Below are 19,887 nucleotides of genomic sequence, written 5' to 3'. Positions count from 1 at the left end.
CACGTACTAGCCAGCCAAAAAGGCCCCCACCACGTTGGTGGGGGCCTTTTCTGTGCCCTGACGTGGTGTGGGGCACCCGGCGTGGCCTTCTTTCCCACCGATCGCGGGCCACGGCTGGGAATGTCTAGACCATCCCAGCGATCGGCCGTACCCAGCGGGGTGGCGTACGTCAGACGGGGATGCGCTCAGCGACAGCGGCGCTCAGGGTGAGGGCAGCCCGGGGACGGCTTTACCCGGGGTGAGCCTGGCCTCGAGGTAGGACGGTTCCCGGAGAGCGCGGGTCCAGGCATAGGTTTCGGAACCCGGGAGCGGGCGGCGGACCGGGTCGAAGCGCAGACCCGGCGGGTCGTCGGTCTGGGCCGCTTCGGCCGGGTCACGCTGTTCCAGCTCCACGAATCTCAACACCAGCGTGCCAAACCGGGTCCACTCGCCTAGTGGACGGCTGAAGCACAGGGCCAGCTCTAGTGGCCGCTTCGCCAGGCCCACCCTGAGCCGGGCAGGTGCCGCTGGTAGCTGACCGCTCGGGTCAAGAGGGAAAGCCGCCAGGAGGACGGCTGACTTTACTCCCTTGTACGGCATCATGGACGTGAATTTTGCTGCCATCACATTCCGTTGGGGGAGCAGCACGAATCGGCCGGGCACCGACGTACCGGTTGAGGCCAGCAACACATCAAAGTGGTCAGCACCGTCAGGAACACGAACGGCCAGCCCCAGGATGTCTGGACTCCACCGCGGGAGGCCGACCGAGCGGGAGAGTCGCGCGCGGACACCGACCTGGCCTGTGCCGTCGATCCAGGAGATGCCGCTCGGCACAGGCGGCCCGGTTCGGGTCAGAGTCCCGGTGAGCCAGATCCCGTCAGGATGGATGGGGCGTCGCGGTCTGACGGTTTTGACTGCAGCGAACAGGCCGGCGAATCCTTTACCGAGTGCAGTGGTGGCGCGCATGGGTTAGCTCTTTACTGTGCGGGGTGAGGTGGAGGTGCGGGGTGAGGTGGAGTGCTGGATCGCGTAGAGCGCCAGACCGATGACGACCAGGACTCCCGCCCGCAGCCAGATGTCAGCGCTCTGTTGCGTCATGAGGAGGATGCAGGAAGCGATGGCTAGATAAGGGAACATCGCCGGGATCCTAAAGTGCTGGTGCTTAACGCGGTCCTTGCGGAGCACCAGGACGGCGATATTGGTGCTGAGGAAGACGAACAGCAGGAGCACAACGACGGTTTCGGCCAGCGCAGCTAAATCTCCGGTGCTGCTGAGGATCATTGCGGCGGCGGTAGTGGCGACAATTGCGACCCACGGCGTCCGCCGGTTGGGTAGCACCCGTCCCAGAGCCGACGGCAGCAGGCCCTGTTGAGCCATCCCGTAGGTCAGGCGGCTGGCCATGATCATGGTGAGCAGCGAGCCGTTGGCGACGGCGATGAGTGCCACGAAGCCGAAAATCCACTCGGGAATGCCGAAGCCGGTGGCATTCACGACGTCGAGCAGGGGCGACGTGGAGCCTGCCAGGTCAGTTGCCGGTACAGCCGCCGACGCCGCGAGCCCTATCAGGACGTACACCACCCCCGCTGTGAGCAGCGCGCCGAAGAGTGCGCGGGGGAACACGCGGCTGACATCCTTGACCTCTTCGGCGACATTCGCTGACACCTCGAACCCGACGAATGAGTAGTAGGCGATCAGGGTCGCGGCGAGTACCGCCGAGGCGGGACCAACGCCGTCGGGAAATTGGGTGACCCTGCTGAGGTCCCCGTTGCCCTGCGCAAGAAACAGTCCGACGACGACAATCACGAGCACCAGGCCTGAGACTTCGACGATCGTCATGACCACGTTTGTGCGCACTGACTCGCGGATGCCGCGGGCGTTCAGGGCGGCGACCACCAGGAGGAAGACGAGCGACGCCGGGACCGCCGGGACGTCAATGAAGGCGGACAGGTAGGCCCCGGAGAAGGCCTGGGCCAGACCGGCTGCGCTGGTGACGCCGGCCGCGAGCATGCAGAAGCCCACCAGGAACGAGATCAGTGGCTTGTTGTAGGCGCGTTCGGCGAAGACCGCAGCGCCGCCTGCCTTCGGATACTTGGTGACCAGCTCCGCGTAGGATCCTGCCGTCAGTAGCGCCAGTCCCAGGGCGACGAGCAACGGCACCCAGATGGCGCCGCCCGCTGCACCGGCCACCACTCCAACCAGCACGTAGATGCCGGCGCCCAACACATCACCAAGGATGAACAGGAAAAGTAACGGGCCGGTAATGCCCTGTTTTAGCCGGGGCGGTGCTGACTGCAGTTCGGTGGACATTCCCGCAGTATATTCCAGAAAGTAAGGTGACTGATCATCGGTGACCGTGATGTGAATCTTTGGTTACGCGGCTCAACGTCCGGTCGACACCGTGACAGTGAATTTCGGGTTCCGGGCGGTTTGCCGGGTGGGCCCAACCAGGGTGGTCAGCGGTGTCCTGTACTGCAGGTGGCTGTTCCAGACGGTCCAGAGCTCACCGCCGGACCTGAGGACCCGCCCGGCGTCGGCGAACAGTTTCAGGGCGATGCCCGAGTGGACAGTGCCCTCCAGGTGGAAGGGCGGGTTGAGGATGATCAGCTCGGCCGACGAGTCAGGCATCGACGACAGGGCGTCGTCGCGCATCACCGAGATGCGGTCGCCGACGCCATTGGCATCTGCTGTGGCCCGCGAGGATACCACAGCTGATGCCGACTGGTCGGTCGCGAGTACCTCCAATGCGGGACGGGAAAGCGCGAGGAAGGCGGCAATGGTTCCGTTGCCTGACCCCAGGTCGATTGCCTGCCGTGCCTCCCGGGCCGCGGAGAGCGCTGGCAGCAGATATCGGGTCCCGGCGTCGAGCTTGGCTCCGCCAAACGTGCTGCCGAAGGCTTTCAGGATGAGTGGAGCAGGGAGCCCGACGTCGTGCGTTTCGTCGACCGGGAAGCCGCTGGTCGTTGTAGGTTGGGGTGCGGCTGCCGTCAGGATGCGTGACTTCTGCCGGGTCAAACCGGCCGTAACGCTGCCGAAGTGCCGGGCTAGGACGCCGTTCATCGCCGTGGTCATGTGCTTGACCCGGCCGCCGGCGAACACAGTGACGTCCGGGCTGGCGTGGCGGGCGATCGTCCACGCCAGCTCATCCAGCGCGGCCAGCGACCGGGGCAGCTGCAGCAGGACGATGCGCGCACCGGCCAGCAGGTCCCCGCCCAGCTGGTAGTGGGTGAAACTGTGGGTTAAACCGGCGGATCCGGCGTTGCTGGCGAGGGCCAGCTCGCCGGAGAGGGGGTCCTGGTAGGTGCGGATCGCCCGCGCACCGTGCAGCGCAGCAGCTCCGAGGGTGAGTGCCCCGTAGTGGTCGCCGACGACGACGACGCCCTCCGGGTCCGCGCTGATCGCACCGGCCGCGGTGTCCAGCAGGAGGCGATCGGTGGCGTCGAACGCGAAGAGGTTCGCGGCCTCGACGTCGGGAGCCCGCCGAAGGTTGTCGAAGGAAAAGTCGGTCACAAATCCACCCATTTCAGGTCGTCTAGTTGAGCGCCGGATTTCCCGGCGGTAAGTGATGCAAGCCGGGCGGCGAAGTCCTCGACCGATGCCGTCCCGGCGTCGATCGCCACCCGGATCAGGGCCCGGTCGGGGAGATAGTCGGTTCCGAGGACTTCGATGCCGGCGTTTCTGAGGTCATTCTCGACGCAGCCGGCTTCGGCATGGCCCACCGGGACGGTCAACCGCTGCATCAGGCGGCACTGCACGGTCGGCGCCGAGTCCAGCATCCGGGACACGGCATCCGAGTAGGCGCGCACCAGCCCTCCAGCACCGAGGAGTACCCCGCCGAAGTAGCGGACCACCACCACTGCCACGTCGCTCAGGTCGGTCTCCCCGTCGACGGTCTCGCGTTTAAGGATGGCGTCGAGCATCGGAGCACCGGCGGTGCCGGTGGGTTCGCCGTCGTCGTTGGCCCGCTGGATCAGCCGGTCCGGACCGAGTACCACCGCGCTGCAGTGGTGTCGGGCGCCGTGAAACTCACGGCGGAGGTCGGAGAGGAGGGTGCGTGCTTCCTCTTCGCTGGTGATCCGCCGGGCGACGGCGATGAAACGGGACCGGCGAACCTCGGTGTCATAACGATGCTCGCCCCTGACGGTCGTGTACCCGGTTACGGTTACTCCACTGTCGCTCACCGGCTAAAGTCTAATGGGCGGGGGCTCCCGCGGGCCGAAGGTCAGCGGGTTAGGCTGGGGGCATGCTCAGAATTGGCCTGACCGGCGGGATTGCCGCCGGGAAATCGCTCGTCGCCGCCCGGTTGAGTGAGCTCGGGGCGGTCCTGGTCGACGCCGATGTGCTGGCCCGCGAGGCGGTCGGGCCGGGGTCCGCTGGGCTAGCGGCCGTGGTGGCCGAGTTCGGCGATGCGGTGGTCCTTCCGGACGGCAGCCTGGACCGCCCCGTATTGGCTGCGGCGATCTTCGGGAACCCGTCCCGGCGGATGACCCTGAATTCGATTGTCCATCCCTTGGTCCGGGACCGCGCCCGTCAGCTGACTGCTGACGCGCCGCGGGCCGCCGTCGTCGTGCAGGATATCCCGCTGCTGGTGGAGACCGGCCAGCAGGACCAGTTCCATCTGGTGGTGGTGGTTGATGCGCCGGATGCCGTGCGGATTGGGCGGCTGACCTCCCTCCGGGGTATGAGTGACGACGACGCCCGGTCCCGGATCGCCGCGCAGGCGACGCGGGCGGAGCGGGCGGCTGCCGCCGACGTCGTCCTCGTCAACACGGGTACGCCCGAGGAGTTGGTCGCTGCGGTGGACCGGCTGTGGAATGAGCGGCTGGTTCCCTATAACGACAACCTGCTACGCGGCGTCCGGGCCGAGCGGGCCGAGCGGGCCGGTGGGCCGCGGCTCCTGCCGCCTCAGGCCGGCTGGCAGGTGCAGGCCGAGCGGATCATCGGCAAACTGCTGCGGGCCGATCGGCGGGTGCTGGCGGTGGATCATATCGGGTCGACAGCGGTGTCGGGGCTGCCCGCGAAGGACGTCATCGACCTGCAGGTGACCGTCGCGGATATTGACGACGCCGATGTCATCGCGGGCCCGCTGCTCGCCGCCGGCTTCCCCTTGGTCGAAGGCATCGAGAGGGATGAGCCGAAGCCGGACGTCCCTGATCGGGCCCAGCGGGTGAAGCGGCTGCATGCCAACGCCGATCCGGGACGGGCTGTGAACCTTCATGTGAGAGTCGATGGTTCGCCGGGGTGGCGGTACGCGCTGTCTTTCAGGGATTGGCTTCGGGCCGACCCCGCCGCCGCGGCGCTGTATCTGGCCGAGAAGGAGCGCTGCGCGACGCTGCATGCCGCAGATCAGACGTCCTCCGGGTACGCCGCCTGCAAGGAGGACTGGTTCACGGCCGTGGCGGACCCACTGCTGCAACGGTGGGTTGCCGACACCGGGTGGGAGCCGCGGCCCGCTTCTGCCGTCGGCTAAGTCGCTCCATTCAGGACGCTAATTGTCCGGGGGAGGGTCTAACGTACTTGTATGAGCCTTGCGCAGCAGATTAACCGGGTCGTGGCACCCTTCGAAGTGATCAGCGAGTTCAACCCTGCCGGGGACCAGCCGGCGGCCATCGCGGAACTCAGTGAGCGCATCAAGGGTGGCGAGAAGGACGTGGTGCTCCTCGGCGCCACCGGTACCGGCAAGAGTGCGACGACGGCGTGGCTGATCGAACAGGTGCAACGGCCCACCCTCGTGATGGTGCAGAACAAGACCCTCGCCGCTCAGCTCGCTAACGAGTTCCGGGAGCTGATGCCCAACAACGCCGTCGAGTACTTCGTCTCCTACTACGACTACTATCAGCCGGAGGCCTACGTACCGCAGACCGATACCTTCATCGAGAAGGACTCCTCGGTCAACGAGGAGGTCGAACGGCTCCGGCACTCGGCGACCAATGCGTTGCTCACCCGACGTGACGTCATTGTGGTCGCCACCGTGTCCTGCATCTACGGTCTGGGCACCCCCGAAGAGTACGTTGCGGGGATGGTCACATTGGAGACCGGCCAGCAGATGAACCGGGATGACCTGCTCCGGAAGTTCGTGTCCATGCAGTACACGCGCAACGACATCGACTTCCATCGCGGCACCTTCAGGGTGCGCGGCGACACGGTGGAAATCATCCCGATGTATGAGGAACTGGCGCTCCGGATCGAGTTCTTCGGCGACGAGGTCGAGAAGATCTACACACTCCATCCTCTCACCGGTGAGATTGTGCGTGAAGAAACCGAGATGTACGTGTTCCCGGCGTCGCACTATGTCGCCGGCCCGGAACGCATGGATCGGGCGGTGAAGCAGATCGAGGACGAACTGCAGGTGCGGTTGGCGGAGCTGGAGTCGCAGAACAAGCTCGTCGAAGCCCAGCGCCTGCGGATGCGCACCACCTATGACCTGGAAATGATGCAGCAGATGGGGTTCTGCAACGGCATCGAGAACTATTCGCGGCACATTGACGGCCGAGGGGCCGGCTCCGCGTCGCACTGCCTGCTCGACTACTTCCCCGACGATTTCCTGCTGGTGGTCGACGAGTCACACGTGACCATTCCGCAGATCGGCGCCATGTATGAAGGCGACATGTCACGGAAACGTACCCTGGTGGACCACGGCTTCCGGCTGCCGTCCGCCATGGACAACCGACCGCTCAAATGGGACGAGTTCCTGCAGCGGATTGGGCAGACCGTGTACCTGTCGGCCACACCGGGCAAGTATGAGCTGGGCAAGTCGGACGGTTTCGTCCAGCAGATCATCCGCCCCACCGGCCTGATTGACCCCGAGGTCGTCATCAAACCGAGCAAGGGCCAGATTGATGACCTGCTGGGGGAGATCCGCACCCGGGTGGAGCGTAACGAACGCGTCCTGGTCACCACGCTGACCAAGAGGATGGCCGAGGACCTGACCGGGTACCTCCTCGAACATGGGGTCAAGGTCGAGTACCTGCACTCCGACGTCGATACCCTGCGCCGGGTGGAGCTGCTCCGCGAATTGCGGCTCGGTACCTTCGACGTCCTGGTCGGCATCAACCTGCTCCGCGAGGGCCTCGACCTGCCGGAGGTTTCCCTGGTCAGCATTCTCGACGCCGACAAGGAGGGTTTCCTACGGAGCGCCACCTCGCTGATCCAGACCATCGGCCGCGCCGCCCGGAACGTTTCCGGTGAGGTCCACATGTACGCGGACCGGATCACCGATTCGATGGCGAAGGCCATCGACGAAACCAACCGGCGTCGTGAAATTCAGGTGGCCTACAACCTCAAACACGGTGTTGACCCCCAGCCGCTACGCAAACGGATCGCCGACATCACCGATTCGATCGCCCAGGAGGACGCTGACACCCGGGCGCTGCTTGAGGAGTCGGGCAAGAAGCGCAAGGGCAAGGGGAGTGCAATGATCCGCCACGATGGTCTCGCGGCGGTACCTGCTGAAGACCTGACCGATCTGATCACCCAGTTGACCGACCAGATGCACTCCGCCGCCGGCGACCTGCACTTCGAACTCGCTGCACGGCTGCGCGACGAGGTGGGGGACCTGAAGAAGGAGCTCCGGCAGATGCAGACCGCCGGGCACGCCTAGGTCGACGTCACTCATTGTGGACCCTTACGTCCCCATCGGGTTTGGCCACGCCGGGCGCGGATCATTTCCCGATCGGGCGGATCCGCCGGTAGGATAGGGCAAACGTAGGGGAGTATCCCGAAGCGCTACGTACGTCAACACGCAGAACACAGCTGTTCTGCCGGGCGTAGCGACCGGTTGGCCAGTGGTCCCGGTGGAGAGACTTGCGGAATCCGCTGCACCCTCCGAAAGGTTCCTCATGCCTGAACCCACCCTCGAATTGCCACTGGCATTCGAAGTCGGCACATTCATTGTGCTCGGCCTGATCCTGCTCTTCGACCTGCTCCTGGTGGTCAAACGCCCGCATGAGCCCTCGATGAAGGAAGCCGGGTTGTGGGTTTCCTTCTACGTCTCCCTCGCGCTGATCTTCGCTGTCCTCATGTTCATCTTCACCGGACCCGACTACGGCGGACAGTTCGTGGCCGGCTGGGTCACTGAGTACAGCCTGAGCATTGACAACCTCTTCGTGTTCATCATCATCATGGCCCGGTTCTCCGTGCCGCGGAAGTACCAGCAGGAAGTCCTGATGGTGGGCATCATCATCGCGCTCATCCTGCGCGGAATCTTCATCCTGCTGGGCGCGGCACTGATCAGCAACTTCAGCTGGATCTTCTACATCTTCGGAGTCTTCCTGCTTTACACGGCCTACCAGCAGGCCAAGGACAGCGGCGAAGACGAGGAACACGGTAGCGAAAACAAGCTCATCGGCAGGCTTCGCACGGTCCTCCCCATGACCGACAAGTACGACGGCGGCAAGATCCGCACCATGGTCGACGGTAAAAAGGTTTTCACCCCGATGCTGATCGTGTTCGTCACGATCGGCCTTACCGACCTGCTCTTTGCCGTCGACTCGATCCCCGCAATCTTCGGCCTGACCGAGAGCGCGTTCATCGTCTTCACCGCCAACATTTTTGCCTTGATGGGCCTGCGCCAGCTGTACTTCCTGCTCGGTGGACTGATGACCCGACTGATCTACCTGAAGCATGCTTTGTCGGTCATCCTGGCGTTCATCGGCATCAAGCTGATCCTTCACGCGATGCATGAGAACGAGCTGCCGTTCATCAACAGTGGACAGCACATCGAGTGGGCGCCCGTGATCCCCACCTTCGTTTCGCTCGGCGTCATTGTCGCCACCATCGTCATTGCTGTCATCGCCAGCCTGCTCAGCCCGAAGGCCAAGCAGGCAGCCGTCGATGCGCAACTGGAGGAGGACTCCCGGAAGGCGCGCGCGGCCGACGTCGAGAGCTAGCCCTTCCTGCTCGTCCGCGCGCCACACCCGGCCCGCCAGTACCGGATTCTCCGGTTACTGGCGGGCCGGTCGCGGGTCTGAGGCCAAACGAGCCAGGCTAACCGGGCCAGCCAGTCAGGCCAAGCAGCCGGTTGAAGATCGCCTCGCCGTCGTCGGAGATCCCGTCGTGGTGGAAATCGGCTGTCTCCCACGCCTGCAAGCCCTTGACAGCGCGGGCTGTCTCCATTGACAGGTCGTGGTCCACGTAGATGTCGTCTTGGTAGACGGCGGCTGCGGCCGGGACATTATTGCGGGCGAGTTGGGCGGTGTCGTAGAGCCTGCCCCAGTCGGCCTTCGTGGCCAGGAGGTCCGCGACGTCACGCAGCGGAACCAGCGCCGGATCCTGGTCGAAATACCACGGGTACACCATTTCGCCGGTCAGCAGCGGCTCGTCAGCGGTCCGGTGGAACTGCGGGTAGTCGGCTAGGACCCGGTCGGCCGACCAAGCGGATGCCCCCGCCTGGCAGTAGATGGACTCGTGCAACAGGGCGTAGAGCGGGTTCGATGACCGGCTGACCTGAGCCCAGACGGCGTCGAGAAACACGTCGGAAAGCCTTGGGCCGTCGACGGTGCTGACAAACGCGTCCGCCAGGAGGAAGTGCAGCGCGTCGATGCGGGTGTTGCCGCCGAGGAACGAGCCGATCATCTGCAGGCGCTCCACGGTGAGGCGTTCACCGGTGGGGAGCCGCTCGTGAACGGTTTCGAGGTGCCGGGCAATCCGGGTCAGCAGGGCCCGGTCGTCGGGATACTTGGTGAAGTACTTCCGGTTCCTTGCCTCCACCAGGCGGTAGGTGGCGGTGTACACGCGGTCGGGGGAGCCACCGAGCGGGGCCAGACCGCCGGTGATCAGCGCGCGCTCTATCCCTTCCGGTGCGAAAGAAAGGTAGGTCAGTGCGCAGAACCCGCCGAAGCTTTGCCCGAACACCGTCCACGGGGCTCCCACAAGTTGGCGGCGGATCAGTTCGGCGTCGGCCACAATCGAATCGGCGCGGAAATGGGTGAGATAGTCGGCCTGCGCGTCGGCGCCGCCGCGCAGGGGGAGAGTACTGGCATCCGCCGGAGTGGAGAGCCCGGTGCCGCGCTGATCGAGCATCAGGATCCTGAAGTGCCTGGCCGCAGCCTTCATCCAGCCGCCGAGTTGAGTCACCCGGCTGCCGCGACCGCCGGGGCCGCCCTGCAGGAACAGGAGCCACGGCAGCGCGGCGGTGGCGTCGTCGTCGTGATCCAGGGAACTGTACTCGCGGGCGAAAACGGTGATGGTCTCGCCGTCGTGCTCGGCGTGGCTAAGCGGCACCGTGAAATGGTGGCCGGTGGTGCGCGCCCCATGCATCAGGTGCGTTGACTCGCGGCGGTGGGGGATAACGCCGGCGGTTGGCTGACCGGTCACGCCGCTGGTCCCGCGGCGACCGTCGCGAGGGCGGGGCCGCTGAGACGGTAGGTGGTCCACTCGTCCTGCGGCAGCGCCCCGAGACCGTCGTAGAAGCTGATCGAGGGGGCGTTCCAGTTCAGGACCGACCATTCGACCCGAGCGTAGCCGCGCTCCGTGGCGATGCGCGCGAGGTTCTGGAGGAGCGCCTTGCCGTGGCCTTCGCCCCGGGCTTCGGGCCTGACGTACAGGTCCTCCAGATAGATTCCGTTGACACCCTCCCACGTCGAATAATTGAGGAACCAGAGGGCGAAGCCCTGAATGCTGTCGTCGGACTCGGCGACGTGGGCGAAAACGCTCGGCGAGTCGCCGAAGAGAGCCTGGCGGAGTTGTTCCGGAGTGTTCCTGACGGCGTCAGGTTCCTTCTCGTAAGTGGCGAGGTCGTGGATGAGCTGGAGGATGGTGGCTACATCGTCCGGGCGTGCGTCGCGGATAGTCATGGAACCAACCCTATCTACTCCACCCCCGCCGAGGCGTGAGGTCTGGCGGGTCGACGGCGTTTGGGCCCAGCCGATCTGACGGTTCGGCGGGAGTGGAAGGTGAGGTGGGGCCCAACCGGCGGCTAAGGCGCCCCGACCCCTGTCACGGTGACCACTGCTGTGCCGGCCTCATCGGAGGCGGCTAGATCGATGACCGCGTTGATGCCCCAGTCGTGGTTGCCGAACGGATCCTTGAAGATCTGCCGGACCTTCCAGCTGCCGGGCACCTTCTCGATGATCAGCAGCGCCGGCCCACGGGCCTCGGGGCCGTCGTCAATGTCCTCGTAGTCGCCGAAGTAGCCGTCGAGGGCTTCAGCCCAACGGTCAGCATCCCAACCGGACACGCCGTCCAGAGCGCCGAGCGCCACGTCATCCTCGTCAGCGAAGAGCTTGACCCGCTGGAACATCTCGTTGCGGACCATCACGCGGAACGCCCGCTCGTTGGAGGTCACCGAGTCGGGCTCCGGCGGCAGCTCGAGGGCGGCCCCGCTCTCAGCACGGCCACCGGCGGCCAGCAGCTCCCATTCCTCGAGGAGGCTCGAGTCGACCTGGCGGATCAGTTCGCCGAGCCATTCGATGATGTCGGTGAGGTCCTCGCGCAGCGCCTCGGTGGGGACCGTCTGGCGCAGCGCCTTGTAGCAGTCGGCTAGATAGCGGAGAAGGATGCCCTCGGACCGGGTGAGGGAGTAGTAGGCAACATACTCGCCGAAGTTCATGGCCCGCTCGTACATGTCCCGGACCACCGACTTGGGGGTCAGCTCGAAGTCGCCCAGCCAGGGCGCACCGCTGCGGTAGACGTCGAACGCCTGGAACAGCAGTTCCGCCATCGGCTGCGGGTAGGTGACTTCTTCGAGGAGGGCCATCCGCTGGTCGTAGTCGACGCCGTCGGCCTTCATGGCTCCGATCGCCTCGCCGCGCGCCTTCTTCTCCTGGGCGTTGAGGACCTGGCGGGGCTTCTCGAGGGTCGCTTCGATCACCGAGACGACGTCGAGCGCGTAGGTGGGGCTCTCCGGGTCGAGCAATTCGAGGCTGGCCAGCGCGAACGGGGAGAGCGGCTGGTTGAGGGCGAAGTTGGCTTGCAGGTGGACCTTCAGCCGGATGCTCCGGCCGTCGGCGTCCGGCTCGGGAAGCTGTTCAACAATCCCCGCGGTGACCAGCGACCGGTAGATGCCGATGGCCTTGCGGGTCAGCTGCAGCTGGGAGGCCCTGGTCTCGTGGTTTTCGTTCAGCAGCCGCTGCGCCGCGGAAAACGGGTTGCCCGGCCGTTCCAGCAGGTTGAGCAGCATCGAGTGGCTGACGGCGAAACTCGAGGTCAGCGGCTCAGGTGTCCCGGCGGCCAGTCGCTCGTACGTGGGCTTACCCCACGACACGAACCCGGTGGGCGGCTTTTTCCTGACCACCTGGCGGAGCTTCTTCTGATCGTCGCCGAACTTCCCCACAGCCTTCGCCAAGGCCCGGGTGTTCTCGACCACATGGTCGGGCGCCTGTACGACGACGGTTCCCGCCGTGTCATACCCCGCCCGGCCGGCCCGGCCAGCGATCTGGTGAAACTCGCGGGCGTTGAGCAGCCGGGTGCGGACGCCGTCGTACTTGCTCAGGGCGGTGAGCAGTACCGTGCGGATGGGAACATTGATGCCGACGCCGAGTGTATCGGTGCCGCAGATGACCTTGAGTAGTCCCGCCTGGGCGAGCTGTTCAACCAGCCGGCGGTACTTGGGGAGCATCCCCGCGTGGTGAACGCCGATCCCGTGACGCACCAGCCGGTTCAGCGTCTTACCGAACCCCGAGGAGAATCGGAAGGTTGCGATGAGGTCAGCGATCCTGTCCTTCTCCTCACGGGAGCAGACGTTCACGCTCATCAGGTTCTGCGCGCGCTCGATCGCTTCGGCCTGGCTGAAGTGCACCACGTAGACGGGTGCCTGCCGGGTGCTAAGTAGTTCCTCAAGCGATTCCTGGACCGTGGTTTCCACATAGTAGAAATGCAACGGGATGGGCCGTTCGGCGCTGCTGATGGTGGTGCTGTGCCGGCCGGTGCGCTCGGTCAGCTCCTCCTCGAAGCGGGCCATGTCGCCGAGGGTTGCCGACATCAGGAGGAACTGGGCCTGGGGGAGTTCGAGCAGGGGTACCTGCCAGGCCCAGCCGCGCTGCGGGTCGGAGTAGAAGTGGAACTCGTCCATGATGACGGTGCCGACGTCGGCCTGTTCGCCCTCACGGAGGGCGATGTTCGCCAGGATTTCGGCAGTACAACAGATGATGGGGGCATCCTGGTTGACGCTCGAGTCGCCGGTGATCATGCCGACGTTCGCGGCGCCGAAGGTCTCGCAGAGGCCGAAGAACTTTTCGGAGACGAGGGCCTTGATGGGTGCCGTGTAGTAGCTGCGCTTGCCGCGGGCGATCGCGTCGAAGTGGGCTGCCACGGCTACCAGCGACTTTCCCGATCCGGTGGGCGTCGCGAGGATCACGTTGTTGCCCGAGACCAGTTCCAGTACCGCTTCGTCCTGCGCCGGATACAGGTTCATCCCCTCGCTCGTCGTCCACTCGAGGAACGCACTGTAAACGTCGTCGGGCTGGGCGGTGCCTGCGGTGAGGTGTTCCTGAATTCTCATAGGGCTCCAGCCTATCCGTAGCAGCCCCGGCGCCCGATACGCTGGGGTGATGCGATGGGATCCCACACAGTATTCTCTTCACTCTGAACACCGGGGCAGGCCGTTCCTCGATCTGGTGGTCAGGATCAGCCACCCGGCGCCACACGTCATCGTCGATCTCGGCTGCGGACCGGGGGATCAGACCCGGCTGCTGGCTGACCGCTGGCCAGAGGCCCAGGTGCTCGGCCTTGATTCCTCACCGGACATGGTGGAACGGGCGAGGGACTCGCCGGACCTGCCGCCGAACCTCCGGTTCGAGGTGGGCGACGTCCGTGACTGGCTGCCGGGGTCCGACGTCGACGTCGTCACCACCAACGCCGTCCTCCAGTGGGTGCCGGGTCAGGCTGAGCTGGTCGAGTCGTGGGCGCGAGCGCTCCGGCCGGGTGCGTGGCTTGCGCTGCAGGTGCCGGGAAACTTCGGCTCGCCGGCGCATACGCTGATGCGGGAACTCGCCGGATCGGGGGCGTGGCGGGACAAGCTCCGGGGTGTCCTGCGACACACCGACGTCGTCTCCGAACCGACCGACTACCTTCGATCGCTCAGCGGCGTGGGCATGAACGCCGACGTGTGGGAGACCACCTACCAACACGTGCTCACCGGGCCGGATCCGGTGCTGCAATGGCTTATGGGCACCGGTCTGCGCCCGGTACTGCACGCCCTTGGCGACGACGACGGCGCCGCCTTCGTCGAGCAGTACGCGGCCCTTCTCCGCGGAGCTTACCCGGACGAGCCGTGGGGGACGGTCTTCGGCTTCCGGCGGATCTTCGCCGTCGGCGTCAAGAATCGCGCGGAGTGAGCGCAAGAACCCTTCTCTCGCCCAGGGTTGTGCACAGCCGGTCAGAAGCGGGCCCCATATCTTGACGGCAGGATTGGCGCAGCTATGGCGGGTCGCAGGAATCATTTGTGCAGTTGTGGCGGGTGACAGTGCCTCTAACCGGCCACACGTGCACATAAGTTTCCAGAGCGTACATCCCTACGACGGTGTGCCCGCCGGGATGACGTCCGCGCGGCAGGGTTACCAGCCGCGGGCGCGCCACTCGTCGAGATGCGGGCGCTCGGCACCGATCGTGGTTCCCTTGCCGTGGCCGGGATGCACCAGGGTGTCGTCCGGCAGGTAGTCGAAGATCCGTTCCGAAACGTCGTTCAGCAGCGACTCGAACCGGGCCGCGTCGCCCTGCGTGTTGCCCACGCCGCCAGGGAACAGCGAGTCCCCGGTGAACAGGTGAGCCGGGCCATGCGGATCCCGGTAGAGCAACGCCACGCTGCCGGGCGTGTGCCCGCGCAGCTTGATGGCTTCAAGGTCGAAACCCTCAAAAGTGCTGATGTCCCCGTGATTGAGCGGCACATCGGTGGGCACCACAATGTCTTGAACATCTTCGGCGCCGGCGGCGGTGCGCGCCTTGGTTTGCCCGACGACGTCGGCCAGCGCCCGCACATGGTCCCAGTGCGAGTGGGTGGTGACAATCATTGCCAGCGTCGGCTCGGCAGGGGTGTCGGCCGCGCCCTCCCTAAGTAGCTGCATGATGGCGTCTGCGTCGTCGGCGGCGTCAATCAGCACCTGGGTGCCTGTGGCCTTCGACGTGAGCAGGTAGACGTTGTTGTCCATCTCACCCGTCGGAATGTAGCGGATGGTCAGGTCCGGGAGATCGGCTATAAGCATGCGGAAAGCCTACACACAGAACATTCGCCAAAGTTGGGGGTAACCGAACTTTCGGGACCTAACTCCGATTGACTTGGCCAGAACTCGATCGGATGTTCTTCGTCTCATAAGCATGGATGGTGGTACTGCCGTTCCAAAGCGTCTCTGCGCAGAGCCAGCCGGGCCCTATCGAAGGCTGCGTCCCTCGGGTTCACTTTCCCAACCGACCTCACACCCATGGTTCGTTTTCACGACGAGATCATGCCTACTGAACACGTGGGACCCAACTCCCAAAAGGTGCTCCGGGCACAGGCACAGGATGTCCGCGACGTAGCCAAACGCGAACTGATGGAGTCCGCCGGGAAGAAGGAAATCGCCATGATAATCCCAGCCACAATCGGCCAGACATCTTCTGGCGACGTTCCACCTTCGCGTTCCGTAAGTCCAGATAGGATGAGCAGTGCGCTCAACCTTTTGCCCTTCCCAACTCGATGAAAGCGGAAACTTGAAGATCACCTCGAAGCTTCGCGATAACCGAATCGATGCTGTTAACGTCCTGGCTGAGATGACGTTGTCCGAGTATGCCACCCTAATCTCAGGCAACCTGGACAAAAACGAGTTCCAACGGCGAAGGGTTAGTTCTTCCAAGACGGTCTATTCATTGTTGAAGCAAGACATGCGTAGAGGCTGCGTTATCCCGCCCCTAGTGCTTGCGCTCACGGAGAAAAACGCTGATGTAGACCAGCTCGATGACCACCAAGTCAGCGATTTTATTATCGAGAATTCGTCGAGCTTAGTCATCCTTGATGGTTTGCAGAGAACTCACACCATTATCGACTTGCTCAACGAGGTCGGCAGGGGTCAGGGAGCCGCGGATGCCGAAGCGGTGCGAAATATGCCCGTCCGCGTCGAAATCTATATCGGTCTCAATCGCCTCGGCGTTCTGTACCGGATGCTCACGTTGAACACAGGACAAACGCCCATGTCGCTGCGCCAACAGATTGAGATGTTGTACCTCGACTACCACGACCCAGAATCTCACATTGAACTCCTGAAGGAGGCTGACGGTCGCTACGCATCAAAGTCCAATCAGTACAATTTCAAAGACGTCGTGGAGGGCTTCAACGCTTATCTCAACAGAGATGAGTTACCCATTGATCGCGCCAGCCTTCTCGAGAACATCCGAAGCTTGGAAAAGTTGTCCAGAGAAAACCAGGAAACGGACGTCTTCCAGCAGTATGTCCACGTCGTGAACGCTTTCATCACCCACGTGGTCTCAATTTGCGAGAATGCAGAGCTACCAGCTGACGAGCTGGACGATCCGAGTCCATTTGGGAAGAACGTTACTCAGGTTTTCAAAAAACCTCAGGCGATGTCTGGCCTGGGATCCGCCTTAGGGAAACTAATCGACAGAGAAGTTCTCAAAGACCTTGACCGCGCGATGGTGCTAATTCCGAAGGTAACAGTTGACAACCCAGAAGAGTTTTTGCTTGAGATAAACTCTTCTCTCTCGTGGCTGAAAAACAACACAAGCAAGATCGGCAACGCTCAGAGAACATTCTTCACCTTCTATTTTCGAGAGCTTTTTAATTCAGAAACTGACAGCTTCTTAGACCTTCAAGCGGCTGCTTCTAGTGCCCTTAGGAAGTACCAGGACCAGAACGTCTAGGGAATTAAAATGGGGACGGTTTCGACTCAAGAGGGATGGGGTGTCAGCTTCGATGGCGGCTCCTTCGTCGTTAGCCATGCAGGCGGAGATCTGGAGGTGCTAATTGCAACGCCGATAGAAGTGACTCCAGATTTCGAAAGCATGAAGTTCGAAATTCATGTCTATGCCAAGAAAGAGTTAAAAGAGAGCGCTATCTTTCCAGTGCACTTAAAGGGCGCGGCGCCGGGAGGGGGCCCCCGCATCGGATTTATGATTCCGGTGAACGCTCTGGGTTCCGTCGACCATGGCCGTGCCGAGGAGAAGTACTTCCGAAACTATTCGTATATGGCCATAAAACTCGCCCTCGAGTACCTGGCTGAAAAATCACCGGAAGTGTTCGAGTCGTTCGCGGGAGAAACTCAGCCAATTCTCTTCTCCGATCTATTCGACGATAACGTTAGTTTCCTGGTCTTGAGTCGTTCGAAGATCCCAGACGAAATCGACTTCAGTATGGACCGCATACTGCCGAGCCTTATTAGTTATGGTTATGTCCCAGCTGCGTCTTGCAGCCCTGCTGGACTGGACTGGGCCGGATCGGATCCGACTTCTAAGGTGAACGTTTCACTAATTTCGGAGCATCTTGATAATCCACAGATGCTCTCGAAGCTGCTTGTATTGTCTGCTGTTTCAAGTCCTTCACTAGTTACTCAGTATTTCTATTTCTATCAGGTATTCGAATACCTGATGGAGAATGTCATGCGGCACCGGCTCCCATTGGTTTTACAGGAAATGGTGACGAACCTTCAGGGTGGAACGTCATCTGCAAGGGATCAGTTCGATCGATTGGGTTCCGAAATAAGGGAGCGAGGAAGGCTAAAGCTCCTTGTCAGCCGATATTCAAACTGTGCGTCAGATCTTAGTGACTTCGCGCTCGTATCGCAGGACTTTTTAGAGTCTTTGCAGGTTGAATCGAAGCCGGGTATTGACTCAATCTATAAAGTGAGAAATTTCCTGTTCCACCAGGCCAGGGATCTCCCTTCCCACGACGACCCCTTGCTGGCGAAGGTTGTCGATGCGTTTTCGCAGTATCTACCTTCACTTCTTCGTACATACGCCAACCCGGAGTCGTTGGGCGAAGCACCTGCAGCCGATGAAGAGGGTATAGGCGCGGAAGACCCGAATGACGGGCCGTCCGTGCTCTAATCGGGTTTCGTCTGAATCAGCTACGAGTACGATCGTCTCTAACCCGAACTCTCCGAGGCTCCGACAAGCTCGAATGCAGCGGGTCTCGTGATGATTGGACTGAACCGTCCTTCGACGCGCTAGATCGTCTCATTGGTTGTGTCCTTACTAAAAGGATTCCATTGGGGATGGATCGTCCCGCGAGAAGCGATGCCTATAGACCCTGTAGTAAAGTCACCGACCACGGCTGTCCCGGGAGCGAGGCCGGCTACTAGTAGGACAGGGGCGGTCCAGATTCGACGCGCCCCTGAATCACCCGGACGATCAGGAAGCAAGTAGGAGCCGTCCGACAGCTGCATGGTCTCAAGTGGTTCCAAGTCGGTGGGATTCATTGTGACGTGCGTCGGCTCGATGCCTTGGCCTTCTTGAGATCCCAGGGCGCGCCGGACTGTGCGCACCGTGTCACCGAAGAAGGCCGTCCCTCCGACCCGTGTTGCTGTCAATAGACCGTTGAGGATCTCCCCGTTCTCGTCGATAGTGTCGTTGAGCACCATCTCGTCAAGAGCGCGCAGGAAACCGTAAACCATCTCATCGTGGATTTGCTGTCCGAGCATGCATTGTTTTGAAGCGATTAACTCGGTATGCAGATAATGTGGGCTAGCGTCGCGAACGCCCTTCAGCAGGACGAAGCTGAGGGGCTCTGTCTGGATCAACTCGGTTAATTCTCGGCCTTCCGCACCTTCAGTCTGTTGCGCAACATCTATGCAGAGCGCACAAGCTTCAGGTCCTGCTTACAAAATACTTTAGCCATTCCTGGCCAGTGCAGGTATCGATTCGGGGCAGTACCCTTTTCCCATGACGAGACTCACGAGTAGGTCAGCGGGGCTGAAGCTACGCCTTTGTCCACGGTGTGGGACTGAAGCCTGGAAGATCGCGTATGGCGAATACTTCCCTGACGGGCATGAAACGATGCCGAACACGGTCTTCGCAGGCTGCTGTATGGACATGCTGGAGCAGATCAATCCGAGGACTGGTCTGCTTGAACGGAATACTGCTAAGTGGGAGTGTCAGAACAGGCAGTGCGGATATCGCTGGTGGTGAACGACTGCACTATTTTCGGGCCATAACACGGCGCGAATTCGCGCGTCCCTCTTGTATCGATCCACTGCCTGAAAGTCCGTCGTTCCTCTAGTGCCCAGTGCCTGACGTACCCCAATTAGCCGAAGTCGATTTGTTCCCTAGTGACTCGCCCGGTGAGGCACTTTGAGCGTCCCGTATCAGGAACTGCGAGAGTCCACTTCACCGCCAGCCGTTGTCCCATCCCGGGAGCCGCTCATCCAGTTGTGATCGCCGCGCGGGGTCTAATGTGCCGCGACGGTGAATTCCGCGCTGGGTCACTAGCCAGGTCGCCAGAGTGTTCTCAGAACGGTCGCCGGTTTGCCGAAGATGGGGAGGGCGTCCTTCCCTATTGATGACATGGGCCACTTCATTTAGGCGTTGATCCCACATGTTGGTTTCGATCACCGGACGCGGGAGGCCAACCCAATCTCCAAACGCTGCAAACAGCAGTTCCCGTCGATCATTGCTGATGGAACCATTGCGGATCTGCTTGCGCTGGCCCGCGACCCACACGGCAAGACGCTGTTCGATTGGGTCTTTGGAGAGGATGCGCGGCAGCCGGTGATGCCGTTGATGAAACTCTTTTGCTTCCCTGAGACTGACGTCCCAGGAGGGCCGGGGAGGTTTTCGTCGCAATTGAGTAGGTGTCGGGGCAGCGGGGCGATCAATGCGTATGAGTCGTCTACCAGCCAGTTCCGGATAGGTTTCCTCAAACGTCCGGAGGACTCGACGGACCCGTTTCGCCGGTACACGACAGAATCGGGCTATCTGCTCGGGTGTAAGCCCTCGCAGCCACATCAGCTTCCACTCCGCCGTGGAAACGCACGGACCCCAGTCATCGGGGTC

16 protein-coding genes are annotated in these 19,887 nt (G+C 62.7%); 6 read left to right on the top strand and 10 right to left on the bottom strand.

Features of this window, described 5'->3' with window-relative positions:
- Positions 1 to 201 precede the first annotated feature (201 nt).
- The 4 genes from ACX80O_RS04370 to ACX80O_RS04355 all read right to left on the bottom strand — a co-directional run bounded on the left by ACX80O_RS04370 (position 202) and on the right by ACX80O_RS04355 (position 4,157).
- Complete coding sequence (locus ACX80O_RS04370) at positions 202 to 945, bottom strand: hypothetical protein (protein WP_459307385.1); 744 nt, start codon at positions 943 to 945, stop codon at positions 202 to 204.
- A 3-nt stretch (positions 946 to 948) separates the two neighbouring features.
- Positions 949 to 2,286 carry an APC family permease gene (locus ACX80O_RS04365; RefSeq protein ID WP_459332655.1) on the bottom strand — a complete coding sequence of 446 codons (1,338 nt, stop codon included), beginning with the start codon at positions 2,284 to 2,286 and terminating at the stop codon, positions 949 to 951.
- Positions 2,287 to 2,358: 72 nt separating this feature from the next.
- Positions 2,359 to 3,486 (bottom strand): class I SAM-dependent methyltransferase, encoded by a 1,128-nt coding sequence (locus tag ACX80O_RS04360; protein WP_459332654.1) that lies wholly within the window; start codon positions 3,484 to 3,486, stop codon positions 2,359 to 2,361.
- Entirely contained in the window at positions 3,483 to 4,157 is a 675-nt protein-coding gene (locus tag ACX80O_RS04355) for an IMPACT family protein (protein ID WP_459332653.1), read from the bottom strand. Before ACX80O_RS04355 ends, ACX80O_RS04360 begins: the two co-directional genes overlap by 4 nt.
- A 62-nt stretch (positions 4,158 to 4,219) precedes the next feature.
- Here ACX80O_RS04355 and coaE point away from each other — a divergent pair, with 62 nt between their 5' ends.
- The 3 genes from coaE (at position 4,220) to ACX80O_RS04340 (ending at position 8,864) form a co-directional block, all read left to right on the top strand.
- Entirely contained in the window at positions 4,220 to 5,446 is a 1,227-nt protein-coding gene (coaE, locus tag ACX80O_RS04350) for a dephospho-CoA kinase (RefSeq protein WP_459332652.1), read from the top strand.
- A gap of 51 nt (positions 5,447 to 5,497) precedes the next feature.
- Positions 5,498 to 7,576 carry an excinuclease ABC subunit UvrB gene (uvrB, locus tag ACX80O_RS04345; RefSeq protein WP_459332651.1) on the top strand — a complete coding sequence of 693 codons (2,079 nt, stop codon included), beginning with the start codon at positions 5,498 to 5,500 and terminating at the stop codon, positions 7,574 to 7,576.
- A gap of 238 nt (positions 7,577 to 7,814) precedes the next feature.
- A complete protein-coding gene (locus ACX80O_RS04340) occupies positions 7,815 to 8,864 on the top strand; it encodes a TerC family protein (RefSeq protein ID WP_459307379.1) in 1,050 nt (349 codons plus the stop codon).
- A 97-nt stretch (positions 8,865 to 8,961) separates the two neighbouring features.
- Here the strand turns inward: ACX80O_RS04340 and ACX80O_RS04335 are convergent, their stop codons facing one another.
- From ACX80O_RS04335 to ACX80O_RS04325, 3 genes are all read right to left on the bottom strand, one after another.
- Positions 8,962 to 10,233: an alpha/beta fold hydrolase gene (locus ACX80O_RS04335; RefSeq protein ID WP_459332699.1), complete on the bottom strand. Its 1,272-nt coding sequence runs from the start codon at positions 10,231 to 10,233 to the stop codon at positions 8,962 to 8,964.
- A 53-nt stretch (positions 10,234 to 10,286) separates the two neighbouring features.
- Positions 10,287 to 10,769, bottom strand: coding sequence for a GNAT family N-acetyltransferase (locus tag ACX80O_RS04330; protein WP_459307378.1), 483 nt, complete (start codon positions 10,767 to 10,769; stop codon positions 10,287 to 10,289).
- Between the two features lie 122 nt (positions 10,770 to 10,891).
- Complete coding sequence (locus tag ACX80O_RS04325; protein WP_459332650.1) at positions 10,892 to 13,414, bottom strand: DEAD/DEAH box helicase; 2,523 nt, start codon at positions 13,412 to 13,414, stop codon at positions 10,892 to 10,894.
- Between the two features lie 49 nt (positions 13,415 to 13,463).
- Between ACX80O_RS04325 and ACX80O_RS04320 the strand changes: the two genes are divergently transcribed.
- The gene (locus ACX80O_RS04320; protein ID WP_459332649.1) at positions 13,464 to 14,249 is read left to right on the top strand and encodes a trans-aconitate 2-methyltransferase; all 786 of its coding nucleotides are present in this window, start codon (positions 13,464 to 13,466) and stop codon (positions 14,247 to 14,249) included.
- A 219-nt stretch (positions 14,250 to 14,468) separates the two neighbouring features.
- Here ACX80O_RS04320 and ACX80O_RS04315 read toward each other — a convergent pair whose 3' ends face one another.
- Positions 14,469 to 15,113: an MBL fold metallo-hydrolase gene (locus ACX80O_RS04315; RefSeq protein WP_459332648.1), complete on the bottom strand. Its 645-nt coding sequence runs from the start codon at positions 15,111 to 15,113 to the stop codon at positions 14,469 to 14,471.
- A 439-nt stretch (positions 15,114 to 15,552) separates the two neighbouring features.
- On the opposite strand from ACX80O_RS04315, the gene ACX80O_RS04310 reads away from it, so the two are divergent.
- Both ACX80O_RS04310 and ACX80O_RS04305 read left to right on the top strand, forming a co-directional pair.
- Positions 15,553 to 16,761, top strand: a complete 1,209-nt coding sequence (locus ACX80O_RS04310; RefSeq protein WP_459332647.1) for a hypothetical protein — start codon at positions 15,553 to 15,555, stop codon at positions 16,759 to 16,761.
- Positions 16,762 to 16,770: 9 nt separating this feature from the next.
- On the top strand, positions 16,771 to 17,943 hold the full coding sequence (locus tag ACX80O_RS04305) for a hypothetical protein (protein ID WP_459332646.1): 1,173 nt from the start codon (positions 16,771 to 16,773) through the stop codon (positions 17,941 to 17,943).
- A gap of 119 nt (positions 17,944 to 18,062) precedes the next feature.
- On the opposite strand, the gene ACX80O_RS04300 is transcribed toward ACX80O_RS04305, so the two are convergent.
- Both ACX80O_RS04300 and ACX80O_RS04295 read right to left on the bottom strand, forming a co-directional pair.
- Positions 18,063 to 18,635: a phage major capsid family protein gene (locus ACX80O_RS04300; RefSeq protein ID WP_459332645.1), complete on the bottom strand. Its 573-nt coding sequence runs from the start codon at positions 18,633 to 18,635 to the stop codon at positions 18,063 to 18,065.
- 586 nt (positions 18,636 to 19,221) lie between these two features.
- Complete coding sequence (locus ACX80O_RS04295) at positions 19,222 to 19,839, bottom strand: helicase associated domain-containing protein (RefSeq protein WP_459332698.1); 618 nt, start codon at positions 19,837 to 19,839, stop codon at positions 19,222 to 19,224.
- Positions 19,840 to 19,887 lie beyond the last annotated feature (48 nt).

The organism is Arthrobacter glycogeni (assembly GCF_054511155.1).
The sequence above is the reverse complement of the archived record's forward strand: the minus strand, read 5'-3'. Positions and strand labels throughout refer to the sequence as shown.

Bases quoted from the DNA above. Each gene is read 5' to 3' on its own strand.
- ACX80O_RS04370 (WP_459307385.1), bottom strand. From the start codon at position 945: ATGCGCGCCACCACTGCACTCGGTAAAGGATTCGCCGGCCTGTTCGCT.
- ACX80O_RS04365 (WP_459332655.1), bottom strand. From the start codon at position 2,286: ATGTCCACCGAACTGCAGTCAGCACCGCCCCGGCTAAAACAGGGCATT.
- coaE (WP_459332652.1), top strand. From the start codon at position 4,220: ATGCTCAGAATTGGCCTGACCGGCGGGATTGCCGCCGGGAAATCGCTC.
- uvrB (WP_459332651.1), top strand. From the start codon at position 5,498: ATGAGCCTTGCGCAGCAGATTAACCGGGTCGTGGCACCCTTCGAAGTG.
- ACX80O_RS04340 (WP_459307379.1), top strand. From the start codon at position 7,815: ATGCCTGAACCCACCCTCGAATTGCCACTGGCATTCGAAGTCGGCACA.
- ACX80O_RS04335 (WP_459332699.1), bottom strand. From the start codon at position 10,233: ATGCATGGGGCGCGCACCACCGGCCACCATTTCACGGTGCCGCTTAGC.
- ACX80O_RS04330 (WP_459307378.1), bottom strand. From the start codon at position 10,769: ATGACTATCCGCGACGCACGCCCGGACGATGTAGCCACCATCCTCCAG.
- ACX80O_RS04325 (WP_459332650.1), bottom strand. From the start codon at position 13,414: ATGAGAATTCAGGAACACCTCACCGCAGGCACCGCCCAGCCCGACGAC.
- ACX80O_RS04320 (WP_459332649.1), top strand. From the start codon at position 13,464: ATGCGATGGGATCCCACACAGTATTCTCTTCACTCTGAACACCGGGGC.
- ACX80O_RS04315 (WP_459332648.1), bottom strand. From the start codon at position 15,113: ATGCTTATAGCCGATCTCCCGGACCTGACCATCCGCTACATTCCGACG.
- ACX80O_RS04305 (WP_459332646.1), top strand. From the start codon at position 16,771: ATGGGGACGGTTTCGACTCAAGAGGGATGGGGTGTCAGCTTCGATGGC.
- ACX80O_RS04295 (WP_459332698.1), bottom strand. From the start codon at position 19,839: ATGTGGCTGCGAGGGCTTACACCCGAGCAGATAGCCCGATTCTGTCGT.